This window comes from Eikenella sp. NML03-A-027, from assembly GCF_001648395.1.
GTDB classification, from domain to species: Bacteria; Pseudomonadota; Gammaproteobacteria; order Burkholderiales; family Neisseriaceae; genus Eikenella; species Eikenella exigua.
The window spans coordinates 248,889-269,633 of record NZ_LXSM01000017.1; the positions used below are offsets into that span (position 1 = coordinate 248,889).

The 20,745-nt window shown below is 58.4% G+C and carries 22 protein-coding genes; 11 read left to right on the plus strand and 11 right to left on the minus strand.

The features are described from left to right. Positions 1-19 precede the first annotated feature (19 nt). The 3 genes from A7P96_RS09960 to A7P96_RS09970 all read right to left on the minus strand — a co-directional run bounded on the left by A7P96_RS09960 (position 20) and on the right by A7P96_RS09970 (position 2,140). On the minus strand, positions 20-460 hold the full coding sequence (locus A7P96_RS09960; RefSeq protein ID WP_067526775.1) for a hypothetical protein: 441 nt from the start codon (positions 458-460) through the stop codon (positions 20-22). Between the two features lie 29 nt (positions 461-489). Then, a complete protein-coding gene (locus A7P96_RS09965; RefSeq protein ID WP_156496329.1) occupies positions 490-969 on the minus strand; it encodes a hypothetical protein in 480 nt (159 codons plus the stop codon). A 70-nt stretch (positions 970-1,039) separates the two neighbouring features. After that, on the minus strand, positions 1,040-2,140 hold the full coding sequence (locus A7P96_RS09970) for an NUDIX domain-containing protein (protein ID WP_369799163.1): 1,101 nt from the start codon (positions 2,138-2,140) through the stop codon (positions 1,040-1,042). On the opposite strand from A7P96_RS09970, the gene A7P96_RS11435 reads away from it, so the two are divergent. The 3 genes from A7P96_RS11435 to A7P96_RS09980 all read left to right on the plus strand — a co-directional run bounded on the left by A7P96_RS11435 (position 2,132) and on the right by A7P96_RS09980 (position 4,230). Next, positions 2,132-2,263 (plus strand): hypothetical protein, encoded by a 132-nt coding sequence (locus A7P96_RS11435; protein ID WP_255361191.1) that lies wholly within the window; start codon positions 2,132-2,134, stop codon positions 2,261-2,263. The two genes, A7P96_RS09970 and A7P96_RS11435, sit on opposite strands and share 9 nt — an antisense overlap. Before the next feature lie 58 nt (positions 2,264-2,321). Then, positions 2,322-3,404, plus strand: coding sequence for an ATP-binding protein (locus A7P96_RS09975; RefSeq protein WP_067526779.1), 1,083 nt, complete (start codon positions 2,322-2,324; stop codon positions 3,402-3,404). A gap of 190 nt (positions 3,405-3,594) precedes the next feature. Further along, positions 3,595-4,230 carry a DUF4189 domain-containing protein gene (locus A7P96_RS09980; RefSeq protein ID WP_067526781.1) on the plus strand — a complete coding sequence of 212 codons (636 nt, stop codon included), beginning with the start codon at positions 3,595-3,597 and terminating at the stop codon, positions 4,228-4,230. Between the two features lie 76 nt (positions 4,231-4,306). Here A7P96_RS09980 and argG read toward each other — a convergent pair whose 3' ends face one another. After that, positions 4,307-5,653 (minus strand): argininosuccinate synthase, encoded by a 1,347-nt coding sequence (gene argG / locus A7P96_RS09985; RefSeq protein ID WP_067526783.1) that lies wholly within the window; start codon positions 5,651-5,653, stop codon positions 4,307-4,309. Positions 5,654-5,712: 59 nt separating this feature from the next. Here argG and A7P96_RS09990 point away from each other — a divergent pair, with 59 nt between their 5' ends. After that, positions 5,713-6,372, plus strand: coding sequence for a hypothetical protein (locus tag A7P96_RS09990; RefSeq protein WP_156496330.1), 660 nt, complete (start codon positions 5,713-5,715; stop codon positions 6,370-6,372). Positions 6,373-6,590: 218 nt separating this feature from the next. After that, positions 6,591-7,316, plus strand: coding sequence for a phosphatidylserine decarboxylase (locus A7P96_RS09995; protein WP_067526787.1), 726 nt, complete (start codon positions 6,591-6,593; stop codon positions 7,314-7,316). 39 nt (positions 7,317-7,355) lie between these two features. Here A7P96_RS09995 and A7P96_RS10505 read toward each other — a convergent pair whose 3' ends face one another. Continuing rightward, entirely contained in the window at positions 7,356-7,508 is a 153-nt protein-coding gene (locus A7P96_RS10505; protein WP_369799164.1) for a plastocyanin/azurin family copper-binding protein, read from the minus strand. Positions 7,509-7,608: 100 nt separating this feature from the next. Next, on the minus strand, positions 7,609-8,199 hold the full coding sequence (locus A7P96_RS10000; RefSeq protein ID WP_067447806.1) for an adenine phosphoribosyltransferase: 591 nt from the start codon (positions 8,197-8,199) through the stop codon (positions 7,609-7,611). 151 nt (positions 8,200-8,350) lie between these two features. Here A7P96_RS10000 and A7P96_RS10005 point away from each other — a divergent pair, with 151 nt between their 5' ends. Both A7P96_RS10005 and glnD read left to right on the plus strand, forming a co-directional pair. Next, on the plus strand, positions 8,351-10,564 hold the full coding sequence (locus tag A7P96_RS10005) for a bifunctional (p)ppGpp synthetase/guanosine-3',5'-bis(diphosphate) 3'-pyrophosphohydrolase (protein ID WP_067526789.1): 2,214 nt from the start codon (positions 8,351-8,353) through the stop codon (positions 10,562-10,564). A 113-nt stretch (positions 10,565-10,677) separates the two neighbouring features. Beyond that, the gene (gene glnD, locus A7P96_RS10010; RefSeq protein ID WP_082887974.1) at positions 10,678-13,236 is read left to right on the plus strand and encodes a [protein-PII] uridylyltransferase; all 2,559 of its coding nucleotides are present in this window, start codon (positions 10,678-10,680) and stop codon (positions 13,234-13,236) included. 118 nt (positions 13,237-13,354) lie between these two features. Here the strand turns inward: glnD and A7P96_RS10015 are convergent, their stop codons facing one another. Beyond that, positions 13,355-13,978 carry a DUF4189 domain-containing protein gene (locus tag A7P96_RS10015; protein ID WP_067526791.1) on the minus strand — a complete coding sequence of 208 codons (624 nt, stop codon included), beginning with the start codon at positions 13,976-13,978 and terminating at the stop codon, positions 13,355-13,357. Between the two features lie 191 nt (positions 13,979-14,169). Here A7P96_RS10015 and hflX point away from each other — a divergent pair, with 191 nt between their 5' ends. Next, complete coding sequence (gene hflX, locus A7P96_RS10020; protein ID WP_067526832.1) at positions 14,170-15,354, plus strand: GTPase HflX; 1,185 nt, start codon at positions 14,170-14,172, stop codon at positions 15,352-15,354. A 287-nt stretch (positions 15,355-15,641) separates the two neighbouring features. Here hflX and A7P96_RS10025 read toward each other — a convergent pair whose 3' ends face one another. After that, positions 15,642-16,532: an NAD(+) kinase gene (locus A7P96_RS10025; protein ID WP_067526793.1), complete on the minus strand. Its 891-nt coding sequence runs from the start codon at positions 16,530-16,532 to the stop codon at positions 15,642-15,644. A 247-nt stretch (positions 16,533-16,779) separates the two neighbouring features. Here A7P96_RS10025 and miaA point away from each other — a divergent pair, with 247 nt between their 5' ends. From miaA to A7P96_RS11445, 3 genes are all read left to right on the plus strand, one after another. Then, the gene (miaA, locus tag A7P96_RS10030; RefSeq protein ID WP_067526795.1) at positions 16,780-17,733 is read left to right on the plus strand and encodes a tRNA (adenosine(37)-N6)-dimethylallyltransferase MiaA; all 954 of its coding nucleotides are present in this window, start codon (positions 16,780-16,782) and stop codon (positions 17,731-17,733) included. A 56-nt stretch (positions 17,734-17,789) separates the two neighbouring features. Beyond that, a complete protein-coding gene (locus tag A7P96_RS11440; RefSeq protein ID WP_255361192.1) occupies positions 17,790-17,915 on the plus strand; it encodes a hypothetical protein in 126 nt (41 codons plus the stop codon). A 125-nt stretch (positions 17,916-18,040) separates the two neighbouring features. Continuing rightward, the gene (locus tag A7P96_RS11445) at positions 18,041-18,169 is read left to right on the plus strand and encodes a hypothetical protein (RefSeq protein ID WP_255361193.1); all 129 of its coding nucleotides are present in this window, start codon (positions 18,041-18,043) and stop codon (positions 18,167-18,169) included. A 1,723-nt stretch (positions 18,170-19,892) separates the two neighbouring features. Here the strand turns inward: A7P96_RS11445 and A7P96_RS10900 are convergent. The 3 genes from A7P96_RS10900 to A7P96_RS10045 are packed head-to-tail and all read right to left on the minus strand — an operon-like array spanning position 19,893 to position 20,552. Continuing rightward, the gene (locus tag A7P96_RS10900; RefSeq protein WP_156496331.1) at positions 19,893-20,141 is read right to left on the minus strand and encodes a hypothetical protein; all 249 of its coding nucleotides are present in this window, start codon (positions 20,139-20,141) and stop codon (positions 19,893-19,895) included. Further along, on the minus strand, positions 20,086-20,277 hold the full coding sequence (locus tag A7P96_RS11075; RefSeq protein WP_197476473.1) for a PIN domain-containing protein: 192 nt from the start codon (positions 20,275-20,277) through the stop codon (positions 20,086-20,088). Before A7P96_RS11075 ends, A7P96_RS10900 begins: the two co-directional genes overlap by 56 nt. A gap of 2 nt (positions 20,278-20,279) precedes the next feature. Then, positions 20,280-20,552 carry a type II toxin-antitoxin system Phd/YefM family antitoxin gene (locus A7P96_RS10045; RefSeq protein WP_067526797.1) on the minus strand — a complete coding sequence of 91 codons (273 nt, stop codon included), beginning with the start codon at positions 20,550-20,552 and terminating at the stop codon, positions 20,280-20,282. Positions 20,553-20,745 lie beyond the last annotated feature (193 nt).

The following is a 20,745-nucleotide window of genomic DNA, read 5'->3' on the forward strand; positions in this document are numbered from 1 at the left end:
TGTTTTTTAAAATAATGGGTTATTTGGCTTGGAAGGCTACCTGAAAAACCTGGCTGCCGATGCGGATGTCTGCCAGGTAGCCGTCGCGGCGGTCGGTGCACACGGGCAGGCGGATTTGGGCGGCGAGCCAGGAGCCGTCGGCCTGGCGCTGAAGCGGGAAGCGGTTGAAGCCCATGTTCATGCCGTCCATGCTGAAGCGCACTTCGGCCTGCTGCACTTGGGGCGGCACGTTTTCCAGGGTGATGTCGAAGGGGCGGTGGCGCGCGGCGGCGAAGCGGATGCGGCTGCCGTCTGGCAGGGTGCAGCCTTGGCGCGGGTCGCAATCGGTTTGTACCACCGTTTCGGCAGCGGGCTGCTGCCCGGCACGCCATTGGCGTACGGCAAAATGGCCGCCGGCCAGCAGCAACAGCGCGGCGAGGGCAAGCAGGATTTTGGCGCGGGGGGAGAGGGTTTGCGACATAAGAGGCTACCTGAAAAAGTTTGGGCGGGTTATCTGGGTCTGATTAGGAAAAGTATTATGACAATCGGGGCCAGCAAAAACGGCACAAAGCTGTTGAGAAAACCTGTCCGAAACGCTGCCCTTCCCTCGGCTTTTGCTCCTGCTTGCCGTATCAAGGCCACGATAAAGCCGATCACTAAAGCCGGTGTCGAAAACCAATATGCAAACCATAATTCACCGTTATCAAACACGAGCACTGCCAGCCAATACCCCCATAATCCCAAATTCATGGTCAGCGAGATGCCCGACACAAAATACGGCCGGACACTCGACATCTTCCAACTGCACAGCCAAGCCAGCAGGGTGGGGATGAGCAGAAGAATATAATTAGCAAGAGCTACGTCTTCCAAAAAAGGTAAAGTCAATAACCCGATTGAGGGTGGCCAGCACAGCGTATATACCGTTAGCGGCAGATACAGCGCCAAGGCAATCAAAATATCTTTCCAATACGGATTAAGCTTGTTCCACATTTGTTTGACCTTTCGGTTTGGTTTTTCAGGTAGCCTCATGCCATGTGGCAAAGGCTACCTGAAAATATCTTCATCGCCCTTGCACCACCGCATGCGCCCCTGCCGCGAGCCAGCGTTCGGCATAGTGTGCCGTCAGCGTCGCATTGGCAGGCAGCAGCACCAGCACCAGCGGCACGCCTTCGGCCAGTGCGGCGCAGGCTTGTTCCGCCGCGGTTGCGTTATCTGCCGGCCACACGGCGGCTTCGGCTTGGGCGGCGGCTGCGGCGGCAATGTCGTCGGCCGAGTGTACCAGCGGCCAGCGGCGCACATCGCCCGGCGTATCGGCGGCCAAATCGGCTAAATCCGCCAGCAGGCGGCTGCCCGGCGGCGGGTTGGCGGCATGGAGCGGCAGCACGCAAAAACCGTCTGCCGCGTGCAAACCCTCATTCAGGCTACCTGAGAACTGCGTGGGCAAAGCCAGTGCCGCCAGCAGCGCGGCATTGGCCGGCAGCATGGGCGACACATCATAACGCCCCGGCTGCTGCCAGCGCCATTGCTGGCCTTCGCGCGACTGCAATTCGCCGCGCCAGCCGTCGGCCGGCACGCGGAAAAAACGCAGCCGCACATGGGCGTGTTCGTAGCTGTGGGTTTTGGCGAGCCACGGCACGGCGCTGTGGATTTGGATGCCCAGCTCTTCAGCAAACTCGCGGCGCAATGCTGCCAACTCGCTCTCGCCCGCCTCCACCTTGCCGCCGGCAAATTCCCAATAGCCCGCATAAGCCTTGCCTTCGGGGCGCGAACTGAGCAGCACCTCGCCACGATCGTTATACACAATACCGGCCACCACTTGCAGCAGCGGGCGGGGGTCGGCATCGGCCGGGGCGATGCGGGTGTGCCAGAGCCAGTCGATGCACTCCTGCAGCAGGGCAGGCAAACGGCTGATTTCTCGGGTGTATTCCTTGCGCAGCGGATGTTCCCAATCTTGGTTTTCCACCAGCATCACGCCAAACTGCCCGCGCGGGCCGAAGCCATACCAGCCCGCATCGAGCAGGTATTGCCCGCCGCAAAAGCTGATTTGCAGCAGGTCTTCGCCTAAAAGCAGATCGGCCGGGTTGCTGTCGGCGTGTTCCAGCAGCCAGAAGAAATTGTCGTAGGTGATGGTTCCGTTGCGGAGGTTGAGGGCTTGGGGCATGGTGTGGCGGAGGGAGGGATAAACGCGGGCAGTTTACTGGAGCGGGCGGGCTGGGGCAACGGCGGCGTTTCAGGTAGCCTGCAAAGGGTGGTGGGTATCGGCTTAGACGTTATTAGACGATAAATGTACAATTAGACAAAATACAGTACAATAATGGCTAATCCCACATAAAGGCACCCGTATGGAAGACCCTCTCTATTTCCCCAGAACCGAATTGGCTGCCGCCCTGCTCAGCAGCCTGAAAAGCGGCGTATCCAACGCATTCACGCTGTTTGCCCCGCGCCGCATGGGCAAAACGCAATTCCTTACCAACGATATTGCCCCGGCCGCCGAGAAAAACGGCTTTAATGTGTTTTACTTCTCTTTCATGGACAACAAAGACAGCGCCAGCACCGCGCAGTTTTTCCATGAAGCCCTACACCGTTTTGCCTTGGAAACCCGCACCGGCAACGGCGTGAAAACCTTTTTCGGCAGCCTAACCAAGATAGACGTGTTGGGCGTGGGCCTGGAGCGCGAAACGCCGCCGTGCGACCTGCCGGGCATCAGCGAAATCATCGCCTATATCGCCGCCGACAGCCGCCCCACCTTGCTGCTGCTAGACGAAGCGCAAGAATTGGCGCGGCTGCCGAATACCGAAGGCATGATACGCAGCTTGCGAACCGGCCTGGATATCAACCAAAGCCGCGTGAAAACCCTGTTTACCGGCAGCAGCACCAATGGCCTGCGCGCCATGTTCAACGACATCAAGGCACCCTTCTTCCATTTTTCCCATGCGCTGGATTTCCCCGCCTTGGGGCAGGATTTCATCGATTTTTTGGCCGGCGTTTATTACGACCGAACCGGGCAGCAGCTGGATGCGGAGAAGTTTTACGCCATTTTCGAGCAGTTCAACAAAAGCCCGATGTATATCCGCGCCGTGATTCAAGACATGATCATCAACCCCGCGCTCAGCCTGGAAGCCGCCGCGCAAGTGCGGCTCGGGCAGATGCAGGAAAACAGCAATATTCCGATGCAGTGGAAAGAATTAAGCACAATTGAGCGGCTGCTGCTGCAATCGATAGCGCAGGGGGAAGTGAGCCCGTATGGCGCGGAATTCAGAAAGCAGGCCGCCCGGATATTGGGCGTGGAAAGCGTGAAAGTGAGTACCGTGCAAAGTGCCATCAGAAAGCTGCAACGCAAAGACATGATCAGCAAATTCGGCAGCCGCGCGTTTCAAATCAACAACCCTTTGCTGCAAATGTGGCTGAGTGAGAATGCGGAATAAGTGCCAGTGCACGTTTGCGGTGTTGCAGCGGAGAGCACAAACCTGCGGTCGGGCAGCATTCTCCTAATGTGGGGGGATAGTTTTCAGGTAGCCTTCAAGCAGCGGGATAGATGTTTACAATATCTTGTTTTTTGTTACAATCCGATCAGCGGCAATACCCTTATTCCCCTTTCCAAACAGGAGCGGCAAGATGAAGCAAACCATGATGAAGACGGCAGCGGGCGTAATGGCGGCGCTGCTGTTGGGCAGTGCGGGCTTGGCTTGGGCACAACCCACACCAGCGCAAATTCAGCAACAACAGTTTCAACAGCAACAGCAAATGATGGATGCGATTCGATCAGACAATATAAGAAATTGTGGAGACGAACATGGACATGGTTGCCGTCAGCAAAACTCCGGCCCCACCGCCGCCGAAATACGCGCCTGGGAGCAGCGCGAGGCGGAAGTGCAAGCCGAAATTGCGGAACTGCGCCGCACGCCGTTTTACATGGCGATTGCCTATGATTTCGACACCCGCCAATCCATGTGGAGCGGCGGCTATATTTCCGAGCACCGAGCCGTGGAAGAAACCCTGAAGCAATGCAGCTCGTCCAATTGTCGGGTTATCAAAACGTTTGCCAACACCTGCGCCGCCGTGGTTGAGCCAGACAGCCGGGCAAAATCGGCGGCAGATATTTTCGTTGCCTTAGATAAGGATGACAGGCAGGCAGCGACCAAAGCCATGCACTCCTGCGAAGCGCAGCACGGCGCGGGCAATTGCAGCTATTGGCAAGTCCGTAAACCCTTGTGTACTGGCTACGATTACAGTATCTACGGCCAGCGTTAAGCCGGTTACAGCCAAAAGGCTACCTGAAAACCGAATATGGTTTTTCAGGTAGCCTTTTATTTGCTGCGGCTTTGGCTTACTTGCCGTTGCCCAGTTTGGGCAACACCGAGCCTTCGCCCAGCGAGAGCAGGCCGCTGTCGGTGTAGATGCCGAGTTTGGCGCGGGTGTCGGTGATGTCGAGGTTGCGCATGGTGAGCTGGCCGATGCGGTCGAGCGGGGTGAAAGCGGCGTTTTCCACTTTTTCCATGCTCAGGCGTTCGGGCGCATAGGTGAGGTTGGGCGATTCGGTGTTCAGAATCGAATAGTCGTTGCCGCGGCGCAATTCGAGCGTTACTTCGCCGGTGATGGCTTTGGCCACCCAGCGTTGGGCGGTTTCGCGCAGCATCAGGGCTTGGCTGTCGAACCAGCGGCCTTGGTACAGCAGGCGGCCGAGGCGCAGGCCGTTGATGCGGTATTGCTCGATGGTGTCTTCGTTGTGGATGCCGGTGAGCAGGCGCTCATAGGCAATGTGCAGCAGCGCCATGCCGGGGGCTTCGTAGATGCCGCGCGATTTGGCTTCGATGATGCGGTTTTCGATTTGGTCGCTCATGCCAAGGCCGTGGCGGCCGCCGATGCGGTTGGCTTCAAGGAAGAGTTCCACTGCGTCGGCAAAAGTTTGGCCGTTTAATGCCACCGGCACGCCTTCTTCAAAGCGCACGCTGACTTCTTCGGGTTTGACTTCGACGCTTTCGTCCCAGAAGGCAACGCCCATGATGGGTTTGACAATTTTGATGCCGCTGTTGAGGAATTCCAAGTCTTTGGCTTCATGCGTCGCGCCGAGCATATTGGAATCGGTGGAATAGGCTTTTTCCACCGACATTTTGTATTGGAAGCCGTTGGCGATGAGGAATTGGCTCATTTCGTGGCGGCCGCCGAGTTCGTCGATAAATTGTTGGTCGAGCCAGGGCTTGTAGATTTTCAGAGCGGGATTGGTGAGCAGGCCGTAGCGGTAGAAGCGTTCGATGTCGTTGCCTTTGTAGGTGCTGCCGTCGCCCCAGATGTTCACGTTGTCTTCTTTCATGGCGGAAACGAGCATGGTGCCGGTAACGGCGCGGCCGAGCGGCGTGGTGTTGAAATAGGGCACGCCGCCGGTGGAAACGTGGAACGCGCCGCATTGGATGGCGGCGATGCCTTCGTGTGCCAACTGCGCGCGGCAGTCGATTAGGCGGGCGTTTTGCGCGCCGTATTCCATGGCTTTTTGGGGAATGGCGTTGTAGTCGTCTTCGTCGGGCTGGCCGAGGTTGGCGGTGTAGGCGTAGGGCTGCGCGCCTTTGAGTTTCATCCACAGGAGGGCGGCGGAGGTGTCGAGCCCGCCGGAAAAGGCGATGCCGACTTTTTTGCCGACAGGTAGGGTTTGCAGAATGGTGGTGTTGGTGTGGTTCATGATGCTCCTTTGTTTGGCAAGATGGTTGAAGGCTGGGATTGTGTGCCAGCCGGCACAGATTGTCTAGCTTCACGATAAGGCTACCTGAAAATGCCCGGTTTACGCATGTGGCGCTTTCAGGTAGCCTGTGCACCTTTGGTGAAATCAAGGAGCGGGCAGTGGGGAATCGGCAAACTTTGCCGCAGCAAACGATGATTTGGTATGTGCTGTATGCAGGCATTTCCTGCGGCCTGCTCTACGGCACGCTAACCGTGTTGTGGAAAGGCGGCTGGCAGTCGCCGCAGGCCATGCTGCTGCGCCTGACGGGCTTCGATGGGCTGAGTATCGTGCTGACATCGGCCATCCACTGCCTGTGGCTGCTCGCGCTGCCCGCCCTGCTCACGATCTGGCTGGCCGGCCGCTTGGCTTGGCAAAATAATCTGCCAGGGCGGGCAATGGCAACTTTGGCCTGGACGGGGCTGACGGCAGTTTTGTATGCTCTGCCGCAGCTGGCGGGCGTGGATGTTGTGCCGGAGCTTAACCGGCTGATTGCCTACTCTTTGGAGAGCATGCTGCCGGTGCCCAACGGCATGTTCAGCCGGCTGATGGCCACGCCGCCGTGGTATGTGCTGCCCGCACTATTTGCCTGCGGCGGCTGGTTCTCGGCCATGATGGTGCTGCCCTACGAACCAGACGAAACTTGGGGCGACCGCACGGGCGAACACGGCGAGCAGTGGTGAAGTAAGCCGAGGCTACCTGAAATTTCACAAACTACTAGAAATTCAACCTGCGCCTATGACCAAAAATATTACGCGCGCCAAGTTTCCGAAAGAAGTTTATTGCCTCCCACAATAGAGCAAGCAGCGAAGGCTATGGTGGAAGTTAAGTTAATTCGCCATATATCCCGTATCTTGTATAATCGCACCCTATTCCAACTTTATTTCATGAGGATAATACCGTGAACCGTTCCTACCCCCACCCGCTGATTGCGCGGGAAGGCTGGCCGTTTATTTTGAGCGGGCTGCTGCTGAGCATGCTGGTGAGCATCTGCTGCGGCTGGTGGTCGCTGCCGTTTTGGGTGTTTACCGTGTTTGTGGTGCAATTTTTCCGCGATCCGGCGCGCGGTATTCCGGCCGACCCAGAAGCCGTGCTCTGCCCGGCCGACGGGCGCATTGTGGTGGTAGAACGCGCTGAAGACCCGTTCCGCAAGGTACCTGCGCTGAAAATCAGCGTGTTTATGAACGTGTTCAACGTGCATTCGCAACGCGCGCCGGTTGACGGCACGGTTACGCGGGTGGACTACTTCCCCGGCCAATTCGTAAACGCCGCGCTGGATAAGGCCTGTACGGAAAACGAACGCAATGCGGTGTTCGCCACCACGAAAAGCGGGCGCGAGCTGACCTTTGTTCAGGTGGCCGGTTTGGTGGCGCGGCGTATTTTGTGCTACGTGCAGCCGGGCGAGAAAATCACGCGCGGCCAACGCTACGGTTTTGTTCGCTTCGGCTCGCGGGTGGATGTGTATCTGCCCACCGATGCCGTGCCGCTGGTGGCCATCGGTGAGAAAGTGCGCGCCAGCGAAACCATTTTGGCACGCCTGCCGCTGGAAGCCGACGGCGAACAAACCGCCATCGAAGAAGCTGCGGCCTTGGTGCAGGCGGCGGCGGAAGAGGTGCTGCCGGAGTAAGTTTTTGGGGCTTGGCCTGTTTGGGCAAACTGTCGGCGTTTAATCTGCCAGTTTCACCACACCGTTCATCACGCCGGCATGCCCGGAGAAGGAACAGAAGAATTTGTAGTTAGTGCCGGCGGCCAGTTTGGCCACGGGGAAGGTAACAGAGGCTTCTTCGCCGCCGTCGATGATTTTAGTGTGGGCAATCACGCGCCTACTGCACCGCTTTATCCGGCGGCATAAAATTCCTCTAAATCGAAAAATAATCCGGCTTCAGGTAGCCTGAAAGCCGGATATGGTATGGGCGGTTTTAGCCGGCCTGCGGCGCAATATGCTCTTTTCCCACGGCACCGCTGTTTTGATACAGGGTAAACAGGGAAACGCCTTCGTTGCGGACGCGGTCGCCGCCGGGCAGGTCGGTGAACTCAAGGATGGCAGCGGCTTCCACCACGCTCCCGCCGAGCTTGTGGATGAGTTTAATGCCGGCGTGCATAGTGCCGCCGGTGGCCACTAGATCGTCCACCAGCAAAACGCGGGCGTTGTCTTTAATGGCGTCGGTGTGGATTTCCACAGTGGCTTCGCCGTATTCGAGCGCGTAGCTTTCAGAAACGGTGGTAAAGGGCAGCTTGCCTTTTTTGCGGATGGGCACAAAGCCCACGTTGAGCTGGTAGGCCAGCGCGGCGCCAATGATGAAGCCGCGCGCGTCCAGCCCTGCCACCACGTCGATATCTTGCGTCATGTAGCGGTAGGTGAGCAAATCCACCAGCAGGCGGAAATATTCCGGGCTTTGCAGCACGGGGGTGATGTCGTGGAACAGCACGCCTTTCTGCGGCCAGTTTGGGATTTTGCGGATTTTCTGCGCCAGCATTTCAACAGTCATCACTTCGGGGTGGAACAGCATAGCGGGTATCTTTCAGGTAGCCTTTGGAAAGCGCGAATCTTACCACTTCCCCAAACAAAATTGCACCTGCATCAAACTCCCTGCGCCAACAAGGCCCCACTCGCCGGATTTTTGGTTACAATCAAACTTCATACTGCACAAAAGGGAAACCATGGAGACCGGCTATTCAGACACGCATGTAACCAACCTGCAAGAATGTTTGGCCTGGCTGAAAGGCTATGCCGCACAGCAAAACGAGGCCGACCGCGCACTCTTGCAGCAAGCGTTCGCACTGGCCGAGGTGCACTACCCCGCCAACGCACAAACCTACGCCGGCGAGCCGCTGCTGCCGCACGCCGTGGGTGCAGCGCAGATGGTGGCACAGCTCGATTTGCTGCCCGAAGCCGTGGCTGCCACCATATTGTCGGGCATGTCTAAGCAGGGCGGGGATTGGCAGCTTCAGGTAGCCGGGCAGTGCGGCCAAACCGTATGCAGCCTGATGCAGGGCATCGACCAAGTGCAGAAGCTCACACACTTCGCCCGCGTGGATGGCCTGGCCACGCCAGAAGAACGCGCCGCGCAGGCCGAGACCATGCGCAAAATGCTGCTGGCCATGGTGTCCGACATCCGCGTGGTGCTAATTAAGCTCGCCTTGCGCACCCGAACCATGCAATACCTCGGCAGCTGCCCCGACAGCCCAGAAAAACGCAGCATCGCCAAAGAAACGCTGGATATTTTCGCCCCGCTGGCCAACCGCTTAGGCGTGTGGCAGCTCAAATGGCAGCTCGAAGACCTCGGCTTCCGACACCAAAACCCCGAAGAATATCACCGCATCGCCCACCTGCTCGACGAAAAACGCCCCGAGCGGCAGCACTATATCGACCACTTCCTCGGCATCCTCAAAGCCGAGCTGGCCAAATACGGCATCCGCGATTATGACGTGGCCGGCCGCCCCAAACACATCTACTCCATCTACCGCAAGATGGTGAAGAAAAAGCTTGATTTTGAAGGACTCTACGACATCCGCGCCGTGCGCGTGCTGGTGAACAGTGTGCCCGAGTGCTACACCGTGCTGGGCATCGTGCATAGCCTGTGGCAGCCCATCCCCGGCGAATTCGACGACTACATCGCCAACCCCAAAGGCAACGGCTACAAAAGCCTGCACACTGTGATTGTCGGCCCCGAAGACAAAGGCATCGAGGTGCAAATCCGCACCAAAGAAATGCACCAATTCAACGAATTCGGTGTGGCCGCCCACTGGCGTTATAAAGAAGGCGGCAAAGGCGATTCCGCGTATGAGCAGAAAATCGCCTGGCTGCGCCAGCTCTTGGATTGGCGCGAAAACATGGCCGAAAGCGGCAAAGCCGACCTAGCCGCCGCCTTCCAAACCGAGCTCTTCAACGACACCATTTATGTGCTCACCCCGCACGGCAAAGTGCTCTCGCTGCCCGTGGGCGCCACCCCCATCGACTTCGCCTATGCCCTGCACAGCAGCCTGGGAGACCGCTGCCGCGGCGCCAAGGTAGACGGCCAAATCGTGCCGCTCTCCACCCCGCTTGAGAACGGCCAGCGCGTGGAAATCATCGCTGCCAAAGAGGGTGAGCCGTCCGTAAACTGGCTGTATGAAGGCTGGGTGAAAAGCAACAAAGCCGCTGCCAAAATCCGCGCCCACATCCGCCGCCAAAACGCTGAAAGCGTGCGCGAACAAGGCCGGCTGCAGCTGGAAAAAACCCTGCTCAAAGTCCAACCCAAGCCCAATATGCAGGCTTTGGCCGAAAAACTCGGCTTCAAAAAACCGGACGAACTCTACACCGCCGTGGCACACGGCGAAATCATGCCCCGCGCCGTGCAGAAAGCCTGCGGCCTGCTAGCCGAGCCGCCTGCCGCGCCCGTGAGCACCGAGAGCATCGTCAAACAGTCGCGCATCAAAGAAACCGGCGGCAAAGGCGGCATCTTGGTGGACGGCGAATCCGGCCTGCTCACTACTTTGGCCAAATGCTGCAAACCCGCCCCGCCCGATGAAATCGCCGGCTTCGTAACGCGCGGGCGCGGCATTTCCATCCACCGCATCGGCTGCGCCTCTTTCCAGAAACTCGCCGCCGACGCGGCTGAAAAAGTTGTGCCGGCCTGCTGGGCCGGCGTGCCTGCCGGGCAAGTGTTTGCTGTGGATATCGAAGTATCCGCCCAAGACCGCAACGGCCTGTTGCGCGATATTTCCGAAGCACTGGCGCGGCATAAACTCAACGTGACCGCCGTGCAAACCCAATCGCGCAACCTGCAAGCCAGCCTGCGCTTCACACTGGAAGTACATCAGGTGGACGACCTGCCGCACGTGCTCGCCAGCCTCGCCAACGTGAAAGGCGTAACCGGCGTGAGCAGGCTGTAGGCACATGGTTTGACCGAATAAGGCTACCTGAAAGCTCAACCAAATATTTTCAGGTAGCCTTCCCATTCTCATCCCAAGGCTACAATTGCCCACCCCATCCAAGGAATCCCACCATGCCGCAATCTCCGCAGCTTTTGGCGCAAGAGCTGGCCGAGCACAAACGGCAAATCGTTGCCGACTACCGCCGCCACCGCAGCCCGCAGCGTTTTTTTGCTGCCTACAGCGCCCTGCTCTCACACACCGTTACTGCGCTGTGGCGGCAGATGCAGCCGGCAGGGGAGCTGGCGCTGCTGGCGCTGGGCGGCTTCGGGCGCGGCGAGATGTATCCGCATTCCGATGTGGATTTGGGCATTGTGGCGGCCGATTCCCTGAATGAAACGCAGCAGCAGCAAATTGAAACTTGGCTGCAAACCCTGTGGGACATGGGGCTGAACCCCTCGCTGAAAACCGGCAGCGTGGCCGAGCTGTGCGCCGGGGCGGCGGAAGACTTAACCGGCGACACCTCGCTCCTCGAAGCCCGCCTGCTCCACGGCAGCCAAGACTTATTTGCCCGCCTGCACCGCGATTTGGACGTGCAGCGCGACCTGACGGCCTTTGCCGAAGGCAAACTGCTGGAATTGCAGCAGCGGCACCTGAAAGCGCAAGCAGGCAGCAGCCTGGAGCCAAACCTGAAAACCTGCCCCGGCGGCCTGCGCGATATCCACACCATGCTCTGGCTGGCGCGGGTGCAGGGCATTTCGCCGCAACTGCACCGCCTCGCCCGCCAAGGCATCCTCACCCACACCGAAGCGGCCATGCTGCGCCGCAGCCACCGCAGCCTGGCACGCATCCGCATCGAGCTGCACCTGGCCGCCGGCAAGCCTCAGGAGCAGCTGCGTTTCGACTTGCAGCCGCAGGTGGCCTACGCGCTGGGCTACACCGATGAAAGCAAACAAGTGCGCAGCGAGCGGCTGATGCACACGCTCTACCGCGCGGTGAAAACCGTGAAACAGCTGGGCGGCATCCTGCTGCCGATGCTGCGCGGGCGTATTTCCTCGCCGCTACCGCGCGTGGCGCTGGATTTAGACGAACACTATTTCCAAGTAAACAACCTCATCGCCGTGCGCGATAAAACCCTGTTCCGCCGAGAGCCGCAGCATATTTTCAAGGTGCTGGAACTGTGGCAGCAATACAGCAACCTCGCCGGCCTCGCCCCCGAAACCCTGCGCGCCTGGTGGCAGGCCGTGCAGAAAACCGACGCCCGTTTTTATGCCGATCCGGCCAACCGCCGCCGCTTCGTGGGCTTCTTCCGCCACGGCGGCGGGCTCACCCACCTGCTGCGCTTCCTCAACCTCTACGGCGCGCTTTCGCATTACCTGCCTGAGTGGGGCAAAATCGTCGGCTTGTTGCAGCACGACCTGTTCCACGTTTACCCCGTGGACGACCACATCCTGATGGTGGTGCGCAATATGCGCCGGCTGGCTCTGGAAGCGCACAGCCACGAGCTGCCTTTTGCCAGCGCCCTGATGCACGCCTTCGAGCGCAAACCCGTGCTGTATTTGGCCGCCCTGTTTCACGACATCGCCAAGGGGCGCGGCGGCGACCACGCCGAGCTGGGCATGGAAGACGCTCGCCGCTTCGCCACCGACCATTTCCTAAGCCAATATGAAACCGACTTGCTCGTGTGGCTGGTGGGCAACCATCTTTTAATGTCGCTCACCGCGCAGAAAGAAGACATCCAAGACCCGGCCGTGGTGGCCGCCTTCTGCCGCCGCGTGCAAACGCCCGAGCGGCTCACCGCGCTTTATCTGCTTACCGTGGCCGATATGCGCGGCACCAATCCCAAAATCTGGAATGCTTGGAAAGCCAGCCTGCTCGAAACCCTGTTCCGCTCTGCCCTGCAATATTTCGGCGGCCAAACCATCAGCCGCGACATGGCCGTGAGCCGCCGCCAGCAAAAAGCCCGCCAGGCCTTGGCCGAAGCGGGCGTGGGCGAAGCGCAAAGCCGCGAACTGTGGCAGCAGCTCGGGCAGGCTTATTTCGTGCGCCACAGCGCCGACATCATCCTGTGGCACCTGCCCCTGCTCGCTGCCGACGCCACAACGCCTCAAGCCCACATCCGCCCCCTGAGCGCAACCGACGGCCTGCAAGTGATGGTGTTTATGCCCAACCGCGACCGCCTGTTTGCCGGCTTATGCCGCCTGTTCAGCCGCCACCAGCTCGGCATCCTCGCCGCCCACGCCTACGTTACCGACCACCAATACATCCTCGACACCTTCGTGCTGCAACTGCCCGCCAACTGCCTCGCCGACGATATCGAGCGCATCAGCAGCCGCCTGCAGCAAGCATTAAACCAATTCGTGCACCACCCGCCGGGCGCCGCCGAGCCCGCCCCCGCGCCGCGCCGGCTGAGCCGCCGCCTGTGCCACCTGCCTATCGCCCCGCGCATCACCCTCTCCGCCGAAGAAACCGCCGGCGCCTACACCCTGGAAATCATCACCGCCAACCGCGCCTTCTTGCTGGCCGACATCGCCGACGTGTTCGCCCGGCTCAACATCAGCCTCAGCTACGCCGCCATCGCCACCTTTGACGAACGCGCGGAAGACAGCTTCCTCATCCGCCATCCCCAGCTGGCCGACATCGCCTTCCAGCTCAAACTCGAACGGATGCTGCTGGAACGCATCGGCGGCTAAACCGGCGCATGAATAGGCCGGCATAGCCGCGCTGCCATCCGGCACAACCGCCTTTCGCAAGCAATCAAAGAGGCTACCTGAAACTTTCAGGTAGCCTTTCAGCCTCAAACGGCAGGTTTTATTCCTGCCCGTACACGCTGTAATCGTAGCCCACGCAGAAAGCCGTGCCGTTTTTAGTACGGACGGTTGAGTAGAAACATCTGTCTTGGCGGTTTTTGCCATGCATTGTTTCGCAAGCCTGCATTGCTTGATGTGCTGCTACCCGGTCATCTTTATGTATGCCGATGAAGAAATCAGAGTCGGAACGCGGGTGGTTGGTGGCACCCACCACCACGGCGCAGGAGTTGCTCAATGTTTTGATAACCCTGCAATTGGAGGTGCGGCATTGCTTGAGTGCCTCTTCCACCGCCCGCTGCTCGGTACTAAAACCGCCAGCCCACATCATTTGGTTGCTGCCGAAATCGTTAGCGATGGCCATGTAAAACGGCGTGCGGCGCAGTTCCGCGATTTCGGCTTGCACCTCCGCCTCGCGCTGCTCCCAGGCGCGTATTTCGGCGGCGGTGGGGCCGCGGTTGATCGGCTGTTGTGTTGCTCCTCTTCTTGCACGGGCTGCATTATCTGCATCCGTCTGCATACCTGCTCTGGTGTGTGGATCTAAATTCTGTGCCCAAGCCAAGCCCGCGCCGCCCAATAGCACTGCCGCCAACGCGCCCGCTGCCGTGTTCATCATGGTTTGCTTCATCTTGCCGCTCCTGTTTGGAAAGGGGAATAAGGGTATTGCCGATGATCTGATTGTAACAAAAAACAAGATATTGTAAACATCTATCCCGCTGCTTGAAGGCTACCTGAAAACCATAATATGGTTTTCAGGTAGCCTGCACCCGCCTGCCCATGCGCTATAATGCCGCATCTTCAATCGTTCTGCCTGATGTCATGCCGCGCCGCCCGCCTTTCCAGCCCGACAAATCCCTCAGCCGCCCCGAGCGCGTATTGCTGGTGGGCGTGATGCTGGCCGACAGTTTTTCCGGCAGCAACGAGCAGCGCACTCGCGCTTTCCAAAACGTGCTGGATGAAGCCGCCGAGCTGGTGCGTGCCGGCGGCGGGGAGTTGGTGCACGTTTCCACCGCCCGCCGCGACCGCCCCAGCGGCGCCTTGTTTGTGGGCAGCGGCAAGGCCGAGGAGCTGGCGGCCGAAGTGCAGGCGCACAATATCGAATTGGCCGTGTTCAACCACGAGCTCACGCCCACGCAGGAGCGCAACCTTGAAGCCAAGCTGCAATGCCGCGTGCTCGACCGCGTGGGGCTTATTCTCGCCATTTTCGCCCAGCGCGCGCAAAGCCAGGAAGGCCGCCTGCAAGTGGAGCTGGCACAGCTCACCCACCTCTCCGGCCGCCTGGTGCGCGGCTACGGCCACCTGCAAAGCCAAAAGGGCGGCATCGGCCTCAAAGGCCCGGGCGAAACCCAGCTCGAAACCGACCGCCGCCTCATCGCCCAAAAAATCACCGCGCTGAAAAAACGCCTTGCCGACGTGCGCCGAGGGCGCGCCACCCGCCGCAAAGCCCGCCAGCAGGGCAGCCTGCCCACCTTCGCCCTGGTGGGCTACACCAACACCGGCAAATCCAGCCTGTTCAACCGCTTCACCAAAGCCGATGTGCTGGCCAAAGACCAGCTCTTCGCCACGCTCGACACCACCGCCCGCCGCCTGTATCTCGACAGCGAACACAGCATCATCCTCACCGACACCGTTGGCTTCGTGCGCGACCTGCCGCACCGCCTGGTGGCCGCCTTTTCCGCCACGCTGGAGGAAACCGCCCAAGCCGACGTCTTGCTCCATGTGGCCGACGTTTCCCAGCCCGGCTACGAGCAGCGTATGGAAGACGTCAACCGCGTGCTGGCCGAAATCGGCGCCGCCGATGTGCCGCAGCTTTTGCTGTATAACAAAATCGACCTCCTGCCCGCCGAGCAGCAACAGCCCGGCATCCTGCGCAGCAAAAGCGGCCAAATCGCCGCCGTGCGCCTCTCCGTTACCCAAAGCCTGGGCCTGGACGACTTGCGCCAGGCATTGATTGAGTGGGCAGGTACGCATAGCAAGGCATCAGGCGGCAAAGAGGCTACCTGAAACGGCTATAGTCGGAACGCTTTACTTTCTACAGCGTTGGCTAGCCTTCCCCTGCTTGCTAGCTTGGGCTAAGCGTATTGCCCATGCGGTTTCCCTGGAGATTTATTGCTTGAAGAGGCTACCTGAAAGTGAAGCTAAAGATTTCAGGTAGCCTTTTTGATTTGAATTGTCCGGCATTTATACATGGAGGATTCAAAGGTGGAAAGGCTACCTGAAAAACCAAAAGCCGGTCATACAAGCTCGGCCGGTTTAATTGATCAAAACCGTTTTCAGGTAGCCTCTGTCTGCTAAACCAGCTGCTCGCCCCAATGCAGTTTCTGGCGCAGGGTTTTGTAGTATTGGTAGTTGGTGGGGTGCAGCACGCGCAGGGTGTTGCGGTAGCGGCGGATGGTGAGGCGGTTCATGCTGTGCAGGTCGAGGTGGGATTGGCCGTCGAAATGCACGCGGGCGTTGTCGGCTTTGGTGATGAGGATTTCGATTTCGCAGCTGTCGGGCACCACGATGGGGCGGTTGGTCATGGATTGCGGGCAGATGGGCACGAGGGTGAGGGCGCGCAGGGTGGATTGCAGAATCGGCCCGCCGGCGGCCAGGGCGTAGGCGGTGGAACCGGTGGGGGTGGACACAATCAGCCCGTCGGAGCGTTGGGTGTAGACAAACTCTTGGTTGATAAATACTTCAAATTCAATCATCTGCCCCAAGCCGCCACGGTTGATGACTACTTCGTTGAGGGCCAACGCGGTGCAGTCGGATTCGTCGTGGCGCTGCGTGGTGCATTCGAGCATGATGCGCTCTTCGGGCAGGTATTGGCCGGCGAGCATGCGCGAAATGTCGGCAATCATGTTTTGGCGCGGCACTTGGGTGAGGAAGCCTAAATGCCCCAAATGTACGCCCATGATGGGGATGCGGTAGGGTGCGAGCTGGCGGGCTACGGATAAAAAGGTGCCGTCGCCGCCGAGCACCAGCACCAGATCGCAGCAGGTGCCCATGTTTTCTTTGGCCACCCGGCGGCAGCGTTCGGCCAGCGGGTTGGTAAGCAAAACATTGCTGCATTCTTCGTCTAGCAGCACTTCGAGCCCGTTTCCCAGAAAGAAGGCCACCAGCTCGCTCAGGGTTTCGCCCAAGTGCGGGGTGTTAGGGCGGGTAACGATGCCGATACGGTGAAATTGGCTGTGTTTCATGGGTGAAATGGGGAAATTTACGTTAGGCCGAACTCTACCTGATTTTCAGGTAGCCTGAAAGGCGGGAGCGGGGCAGGGCGGGTCAGTGCTGTAGCATTCTTATTTTAGTTCACTATATTTTGTTTTCTAATCATGCGGCTGATAGAATGCCGCAGCGGGTGGCTTTATGTTTCAGGTAGCCTGTGGCCACACAAAAGGCTACCTGAAACATAAAGCCGGAATATTGATTTCTTTTTCAGGTAGCCTCATGCCGCAATCCACTCCGCCGCCGGCACTCGCCTTGCTCGGCCCCACCGCCGCCGGCAAAACCGCGCTCGCGCTTGCCTTGGCCGAAAAGCTGCCACTGGAAATCGTCAGCCTCGATTCCGCGCTGATTTACCGCAGTATGGACATCGGCACTGCCAAGCCCACTCTGGCCGAGCGCGCTGCCGTGCCGCACCACCTCATCGACATCATCAACCCGCCGCAAAGCTACAGCGTGGCCGATTTTTTGAGCGACTGCCTGCGCCTGTGCCACGAAATCCATGCGCGCGGCCGCCTGCCGCTGATTGTGGGCGGCACCATGATGTACTACCACGCCCTCGTTAACGGCCTTAACAGCCTGCCTGCCGCCAATCCTGAAATCCGCCGTCAGCTGCAAGAGCAAAAATGGCAACACGGCCTGCCGTACCTCTACGCCCAACTGCAGCAGGCCGACCCCGCCACCGCCGCCCGCCTCAAGCCCGGCGACAGCCAGCGCATCGAACGCGCATTGGAAGTGTGGCTGCTCACCGGCCGGCCGCTCAGCCAACACTTTGCCGAACAGTCCAGCGCCGCGCCGATGCTCTCCCTGCGCAGTATCGCCCTGATTCCGGCGCAACGCGAATGGCTGCACCGCAATATCGAACAACGCTTCCACGCCATGCTGGAGCAAGGCTTCCTCGAAGAAGTGCGCCGACTGCAAGCGCAATATCCCGAGCTCAATTCCGACTACCCCGCCGTGCGCTGCGTGGGCTACCGCCAAGCCTGGGCGCACCTGCAAGGCGAAACCGACCGCAACACTTTCATCGCCCAAGGCATTGCCGCCACCCGCCAGCTCGCCAAGCGCCAGCTCACCTGGCTGCGCAAACTGCCCGCCGATTTGGTGATCGACCCGTTTTCAGGTAGCCTCCGGCAACACAGCCAAACCATTCATTCTTTTTGCCGACAACACTTCGCATGAGCACTCCCACCCCCGCCTCTTTCCGCCGCCGTTTCGCCGCCCTGTGTTAAGAAGCCTTGCTGTTGGCCGAAACTGCTGTAGCGCTGATTATCCTTGCCGTGTGGTGGGGCTATTTCCGTCTCTGCCGGCACAGCTTGCGCGGGCAAACTCTGCCGATGAAAGTGTGGCGGCTACAGCTGTAAACCCCTGCCGGCAGCCGCCCAAGCCTGCGCCAACTGCGCCTGCACTTCATCTGGGCTACTGTGCTGCTTCTGTCGCTTGCCTCATTCGGCATCCTACGCCAACTCCCCCCCTAGCACCCCAAACCGTGGCTGGTATGGCACTGGCGTGGTGGATATTGCCCATCGGCTTCGCCCTTATCCACCCCTCCCGCCAATTTCTCTACGACTACCTTGCCGGTACGGTTTTAACGGAGAAAGTGGTAGAAAGGAAATAGCATTAGCTGCCGCAGGGGCTGCCTGAAGAATCGAATGGTTTGGGGGTGTGTATTCGGGGCCGTTCAGGATACCTCAGACATGTCTACCGCAAAATGGGTAATTCAATTAGGTAGCATTAGATGGGATTAGCTGAGTAGGGTAAGGAGGAAGAATAAACCAAACCAGCCTGAAAATCTTGTCTGACTTAGGGTTAGCTGGGTACATTGGGTAGCATTAGACATAAAAAAACAGCCCGAAAATTTGGGCGACAATGAGACTTGAATTAGTGATTTAATGCATTGTTTATAAGATATTTTATTTTCATGTTGTGTTGATATACCCCCATTTTGCATAAGTCAAAATCTTTCCCCCTGCCTCGCGCGCGATGCCCGCATTCCGAAGGTGCAAATTCTGCATGTGCAGATTCTGCAGGTTGGGGCATTGCATGGGGTTGGTGTTTCAAACCGGGTTTTCGTGGGGTTGTGATGCAAGCGCGGCTCGGCATGGCGGGTTTAATCGGTTGCATGATGCGGTGCATTGCTTTGGGGAGCAAACTACCGCTGTCTGAAAATCCCTGTCTTGCCCGTTCCGATTTTCAGGAATCCTGTCGCCTTACCCTGCCAAATATCCGAAAACGCGCGCTAGACTATCTAGAATGCGCTAGGATTGCGTTTATATGGTCGGGTAATAGGGGGTAGCATGCAAGGCATAAATCGCATTAAAACGCAAAATAGGGGCATTTCTGCGCTTACTGGTTTTTTAGTATGCGCTGCCGCTGCTTTTCTGTTTCCGGGAGGCAGGGGGGTGTCGGCCTGTTTGGCAGGCGGCAACGGCAAGATTACGGCAAGGTTTGAAACGGGGGCGCGCCCTTTTTATATCGTTCCGATAATTCAGGCGTGGTAGTTTCACACGGTCATGCGAAAACGCACGTCGAAGGGTTGCGCTGTGCTGTTGGTGGCCTGCAAGGGCTTGATGCGTAGGGAAGCTCCAAACTTGGGGGCTGGTGTCGGGCGGCAGGGAAGGAAGCGGGCAGGGCCTGGGGCAGGGGGTGCGGCCTGCTCTGCTTCAGGTAGCCCGGCGCGACTGCTCCCGTTCGGGCGGCCTGCAAGTGTCGGCAGGGGTAGGGCCCATGCAGGGCAGATAGTCTGCAAGGGATGGCCGCCGTGTGTTTTTCAGCTCCCAAGTTTTCAGGTAGCTCGAAATTTTCCGCCGTGTGCCGCCCGTGTGTTTCTGCCTATATTTTGTGCAAGAGGGTGAAAGAAAAAATGGGGGTATATATGGCTTATATATAGGACTTCAGAAATTGAAGTAATGGCGGCTTAATTACTTCAGTTTTTGAAGTACAAGAATTAATTTTGTTTGAATGAATCTGTTACTGTATAACACACAAGCCGCCCCTGTTTTTCGGGGGTGGTAATCGGGAATTTTGCCGCCGCTCCGGTTGCTGAAAACTTGTCAAAACCTGTCATTGCGGCACGGGCAAACCTGATAAAACCTGATATTGAAGCTCGGAAATAAATCCGGCTCTCGGATTTCAATCCGAACTACCGGGGAATGTAAAACACCAGCGCGGCGGCTGGTGTCGGGTTTTCAGGTAGCCTTATCTGTAAATAGCTAATTAGACATCATGCGTCTAATAGTGGCTAATACAGGTTTCTGGCAGCTGGGAAAATCGAACTAGTGCAAAAATTGTACTAGTTCAAACCAGATGCAAAACCGCCCATGCGGGCGGCTTGTTCTCTCTCAATGCTGCTTTAACGACGGGATGGGGTTTAGCTCGTAATGCCTGCGCTTCCAGTCGTCGGGGGCGCGGCTGGTTTCGCCTATATCCAGCTTACCGCCGCAATCGTCGATGGCTAGGAAAGTCAGGGCGTATAAGGTGCATTGGTTCTTGCCGCCCTGTCTTGATACGGCTATCAGCCCGCTTTCCAGCAGCTCACGCTTGGCTTTGTGCAGGGTCTTTGCGCTCCATACGCAATATGCCCCGCTCAAGTTCCATTGCAACAACGGCGCTGGTGTAGAACGCGCCGCTATCGGTGGCGGCCAGCCAAGCGGTAAAACCCTTGTTTGCCGTACCGTGTCGGATTTTCCGCATTTCGCTAATGGCATTGGTATCCAGTAGATACACGGCTACTCCTCCGTAAAATTCACTGGTTGGCGTTGCGCTTTGCTGCGCGGGGGAATTTCCAGCTCTATATCGGCGGCGGTATCGGGATAATTAAGGCTTTGCAGTGCCTCTAGTGCGCTCCGACGGCCTCCGGTTAGTTTCTGATAGTCGGCATAGCTCAACAGCACATGTGCCGGCCTGCCCCTGTTGGTAATCACAACAGGGTTTTTTTCTGCTTCTTGCTGGGCACGGTAGGTGTGCTGATTAAACTCCCGGCTGGTCATAATGGCAGGCATGATATTTCCCTCCTGTAGCTTTTCTTGCCGTGATGTTACTACTATGTGCTATTGGTCGCAATATGTCGTTATACGGCATTAGGCTGGATTAAGGATAATGCGAAGCAAAATAAAACACCAGCCCCGCCCGCCGGTGTTTGGTTTTTCAGGTAGTCCAATCTGTTGCAATCAAGGCTTGGACTTGGCGGTATCG

Excerpts from the sequence above, each read along its gene's own strand:
- A7P96_RS10025 (WP_067526793.1), bottom strand. The coding sequence starts at position 16,532 with ATGAAACACAGCCAATTTCACCGTATCGGCATCGTTACCCGCCCTAAC.
- A7P96_RS10015 (WP_067526791.1), bottom strand. The coding sequence starts at position 13,978 with ATGAAGCAAACCATGATGAACACGGCAGCGGGCGCGTTGGCGGCAGTG.
- A7P96_RS10045 (WP_067526797.1), bottom strand. The coding sequence starts at position 20,552 with ATGCCTGCCATTATGACCAGCCGGGAGTTTAATCAGCACACCTACCGT.
- miaA (WP_067526795.1), top strand. The coding sequence starts at position 16,780 with ATGCCGCAATCCACTCCGCCGCCGGCACTCGCCTTGCTCGGCCCCACC.
- hflX (WP_067526832.1), top strand. The coding sequence starts at position 14,170 with ATGCCGCGCCGCCCGCCTTTCCAGCCCGACAAATCCCTCAGCCGCCCC.
- A7P96_RS09980 (WP_067526781.1), top strand. The coding sequence starts at position 3,595 with ATGAAGCAAACCATGATGAAGACGGCAGCGGGCGTAATGGCGGCGCTG.
- argG (WP_067526783.1), bottom strand. The coding sequence starts at position 5,653 with ATGAACCACACCAACACCACCATTCTGCAAACCCTACCTGTCGGCAAA.
- A7P96_RS09960 (WP_067526775.1), bottom strand. The coding sequence starts at position 460 with ATGTCGCAAACCCTCTCCCCCCGCGCCAAAATCCTGCTTGCCCTCGCC.
- A7P96_RS09975 (WP_067526779.1), top strand. The coding sequence starts at position 2,322 with ATGGAAGACCCTCTCTATTTCCCCAGAACCGAATTGGCTGCCGCCCTG.
- glnD (WP_082887974.1), top strand. The coding sequence starts at position 10,678 with ATGCCGCAATCTCCGCAGCTTTTGGCGCAAGAGCTGGCCGAGCACAAA.
- A7P96_RS09970 (WP_369799163.1), bottom strand. The coding sequence starts at position 2,140 with ATGCCCCAAGCCCTCAACCTCCGCAACGGAACCATCACCTACGACAAT.
- A7P96_RS10005 (WP_067526789.1), top strand. The coding sequence starts at position 8,351 with ATGGAGACCGGCTATTCAGACACGCATGTAACCAACCTGCAAGAATGT.
- A7P96_RS10000 (WP_067447806.1), bottom strand. The coding sequence starts at position 8,199 with ATGCTGTTCCACCCCGAAGTGATGACTGTTGAAATGCTGGCGCAGAAA.
- A7P96_RS09965 (WP_156496329.1), bottom strand. The coding sequence starts at position 969 with ATGTGGAACAAGCTTAATCCGTATTGGAAAGATATTTTGATTGCCTTG.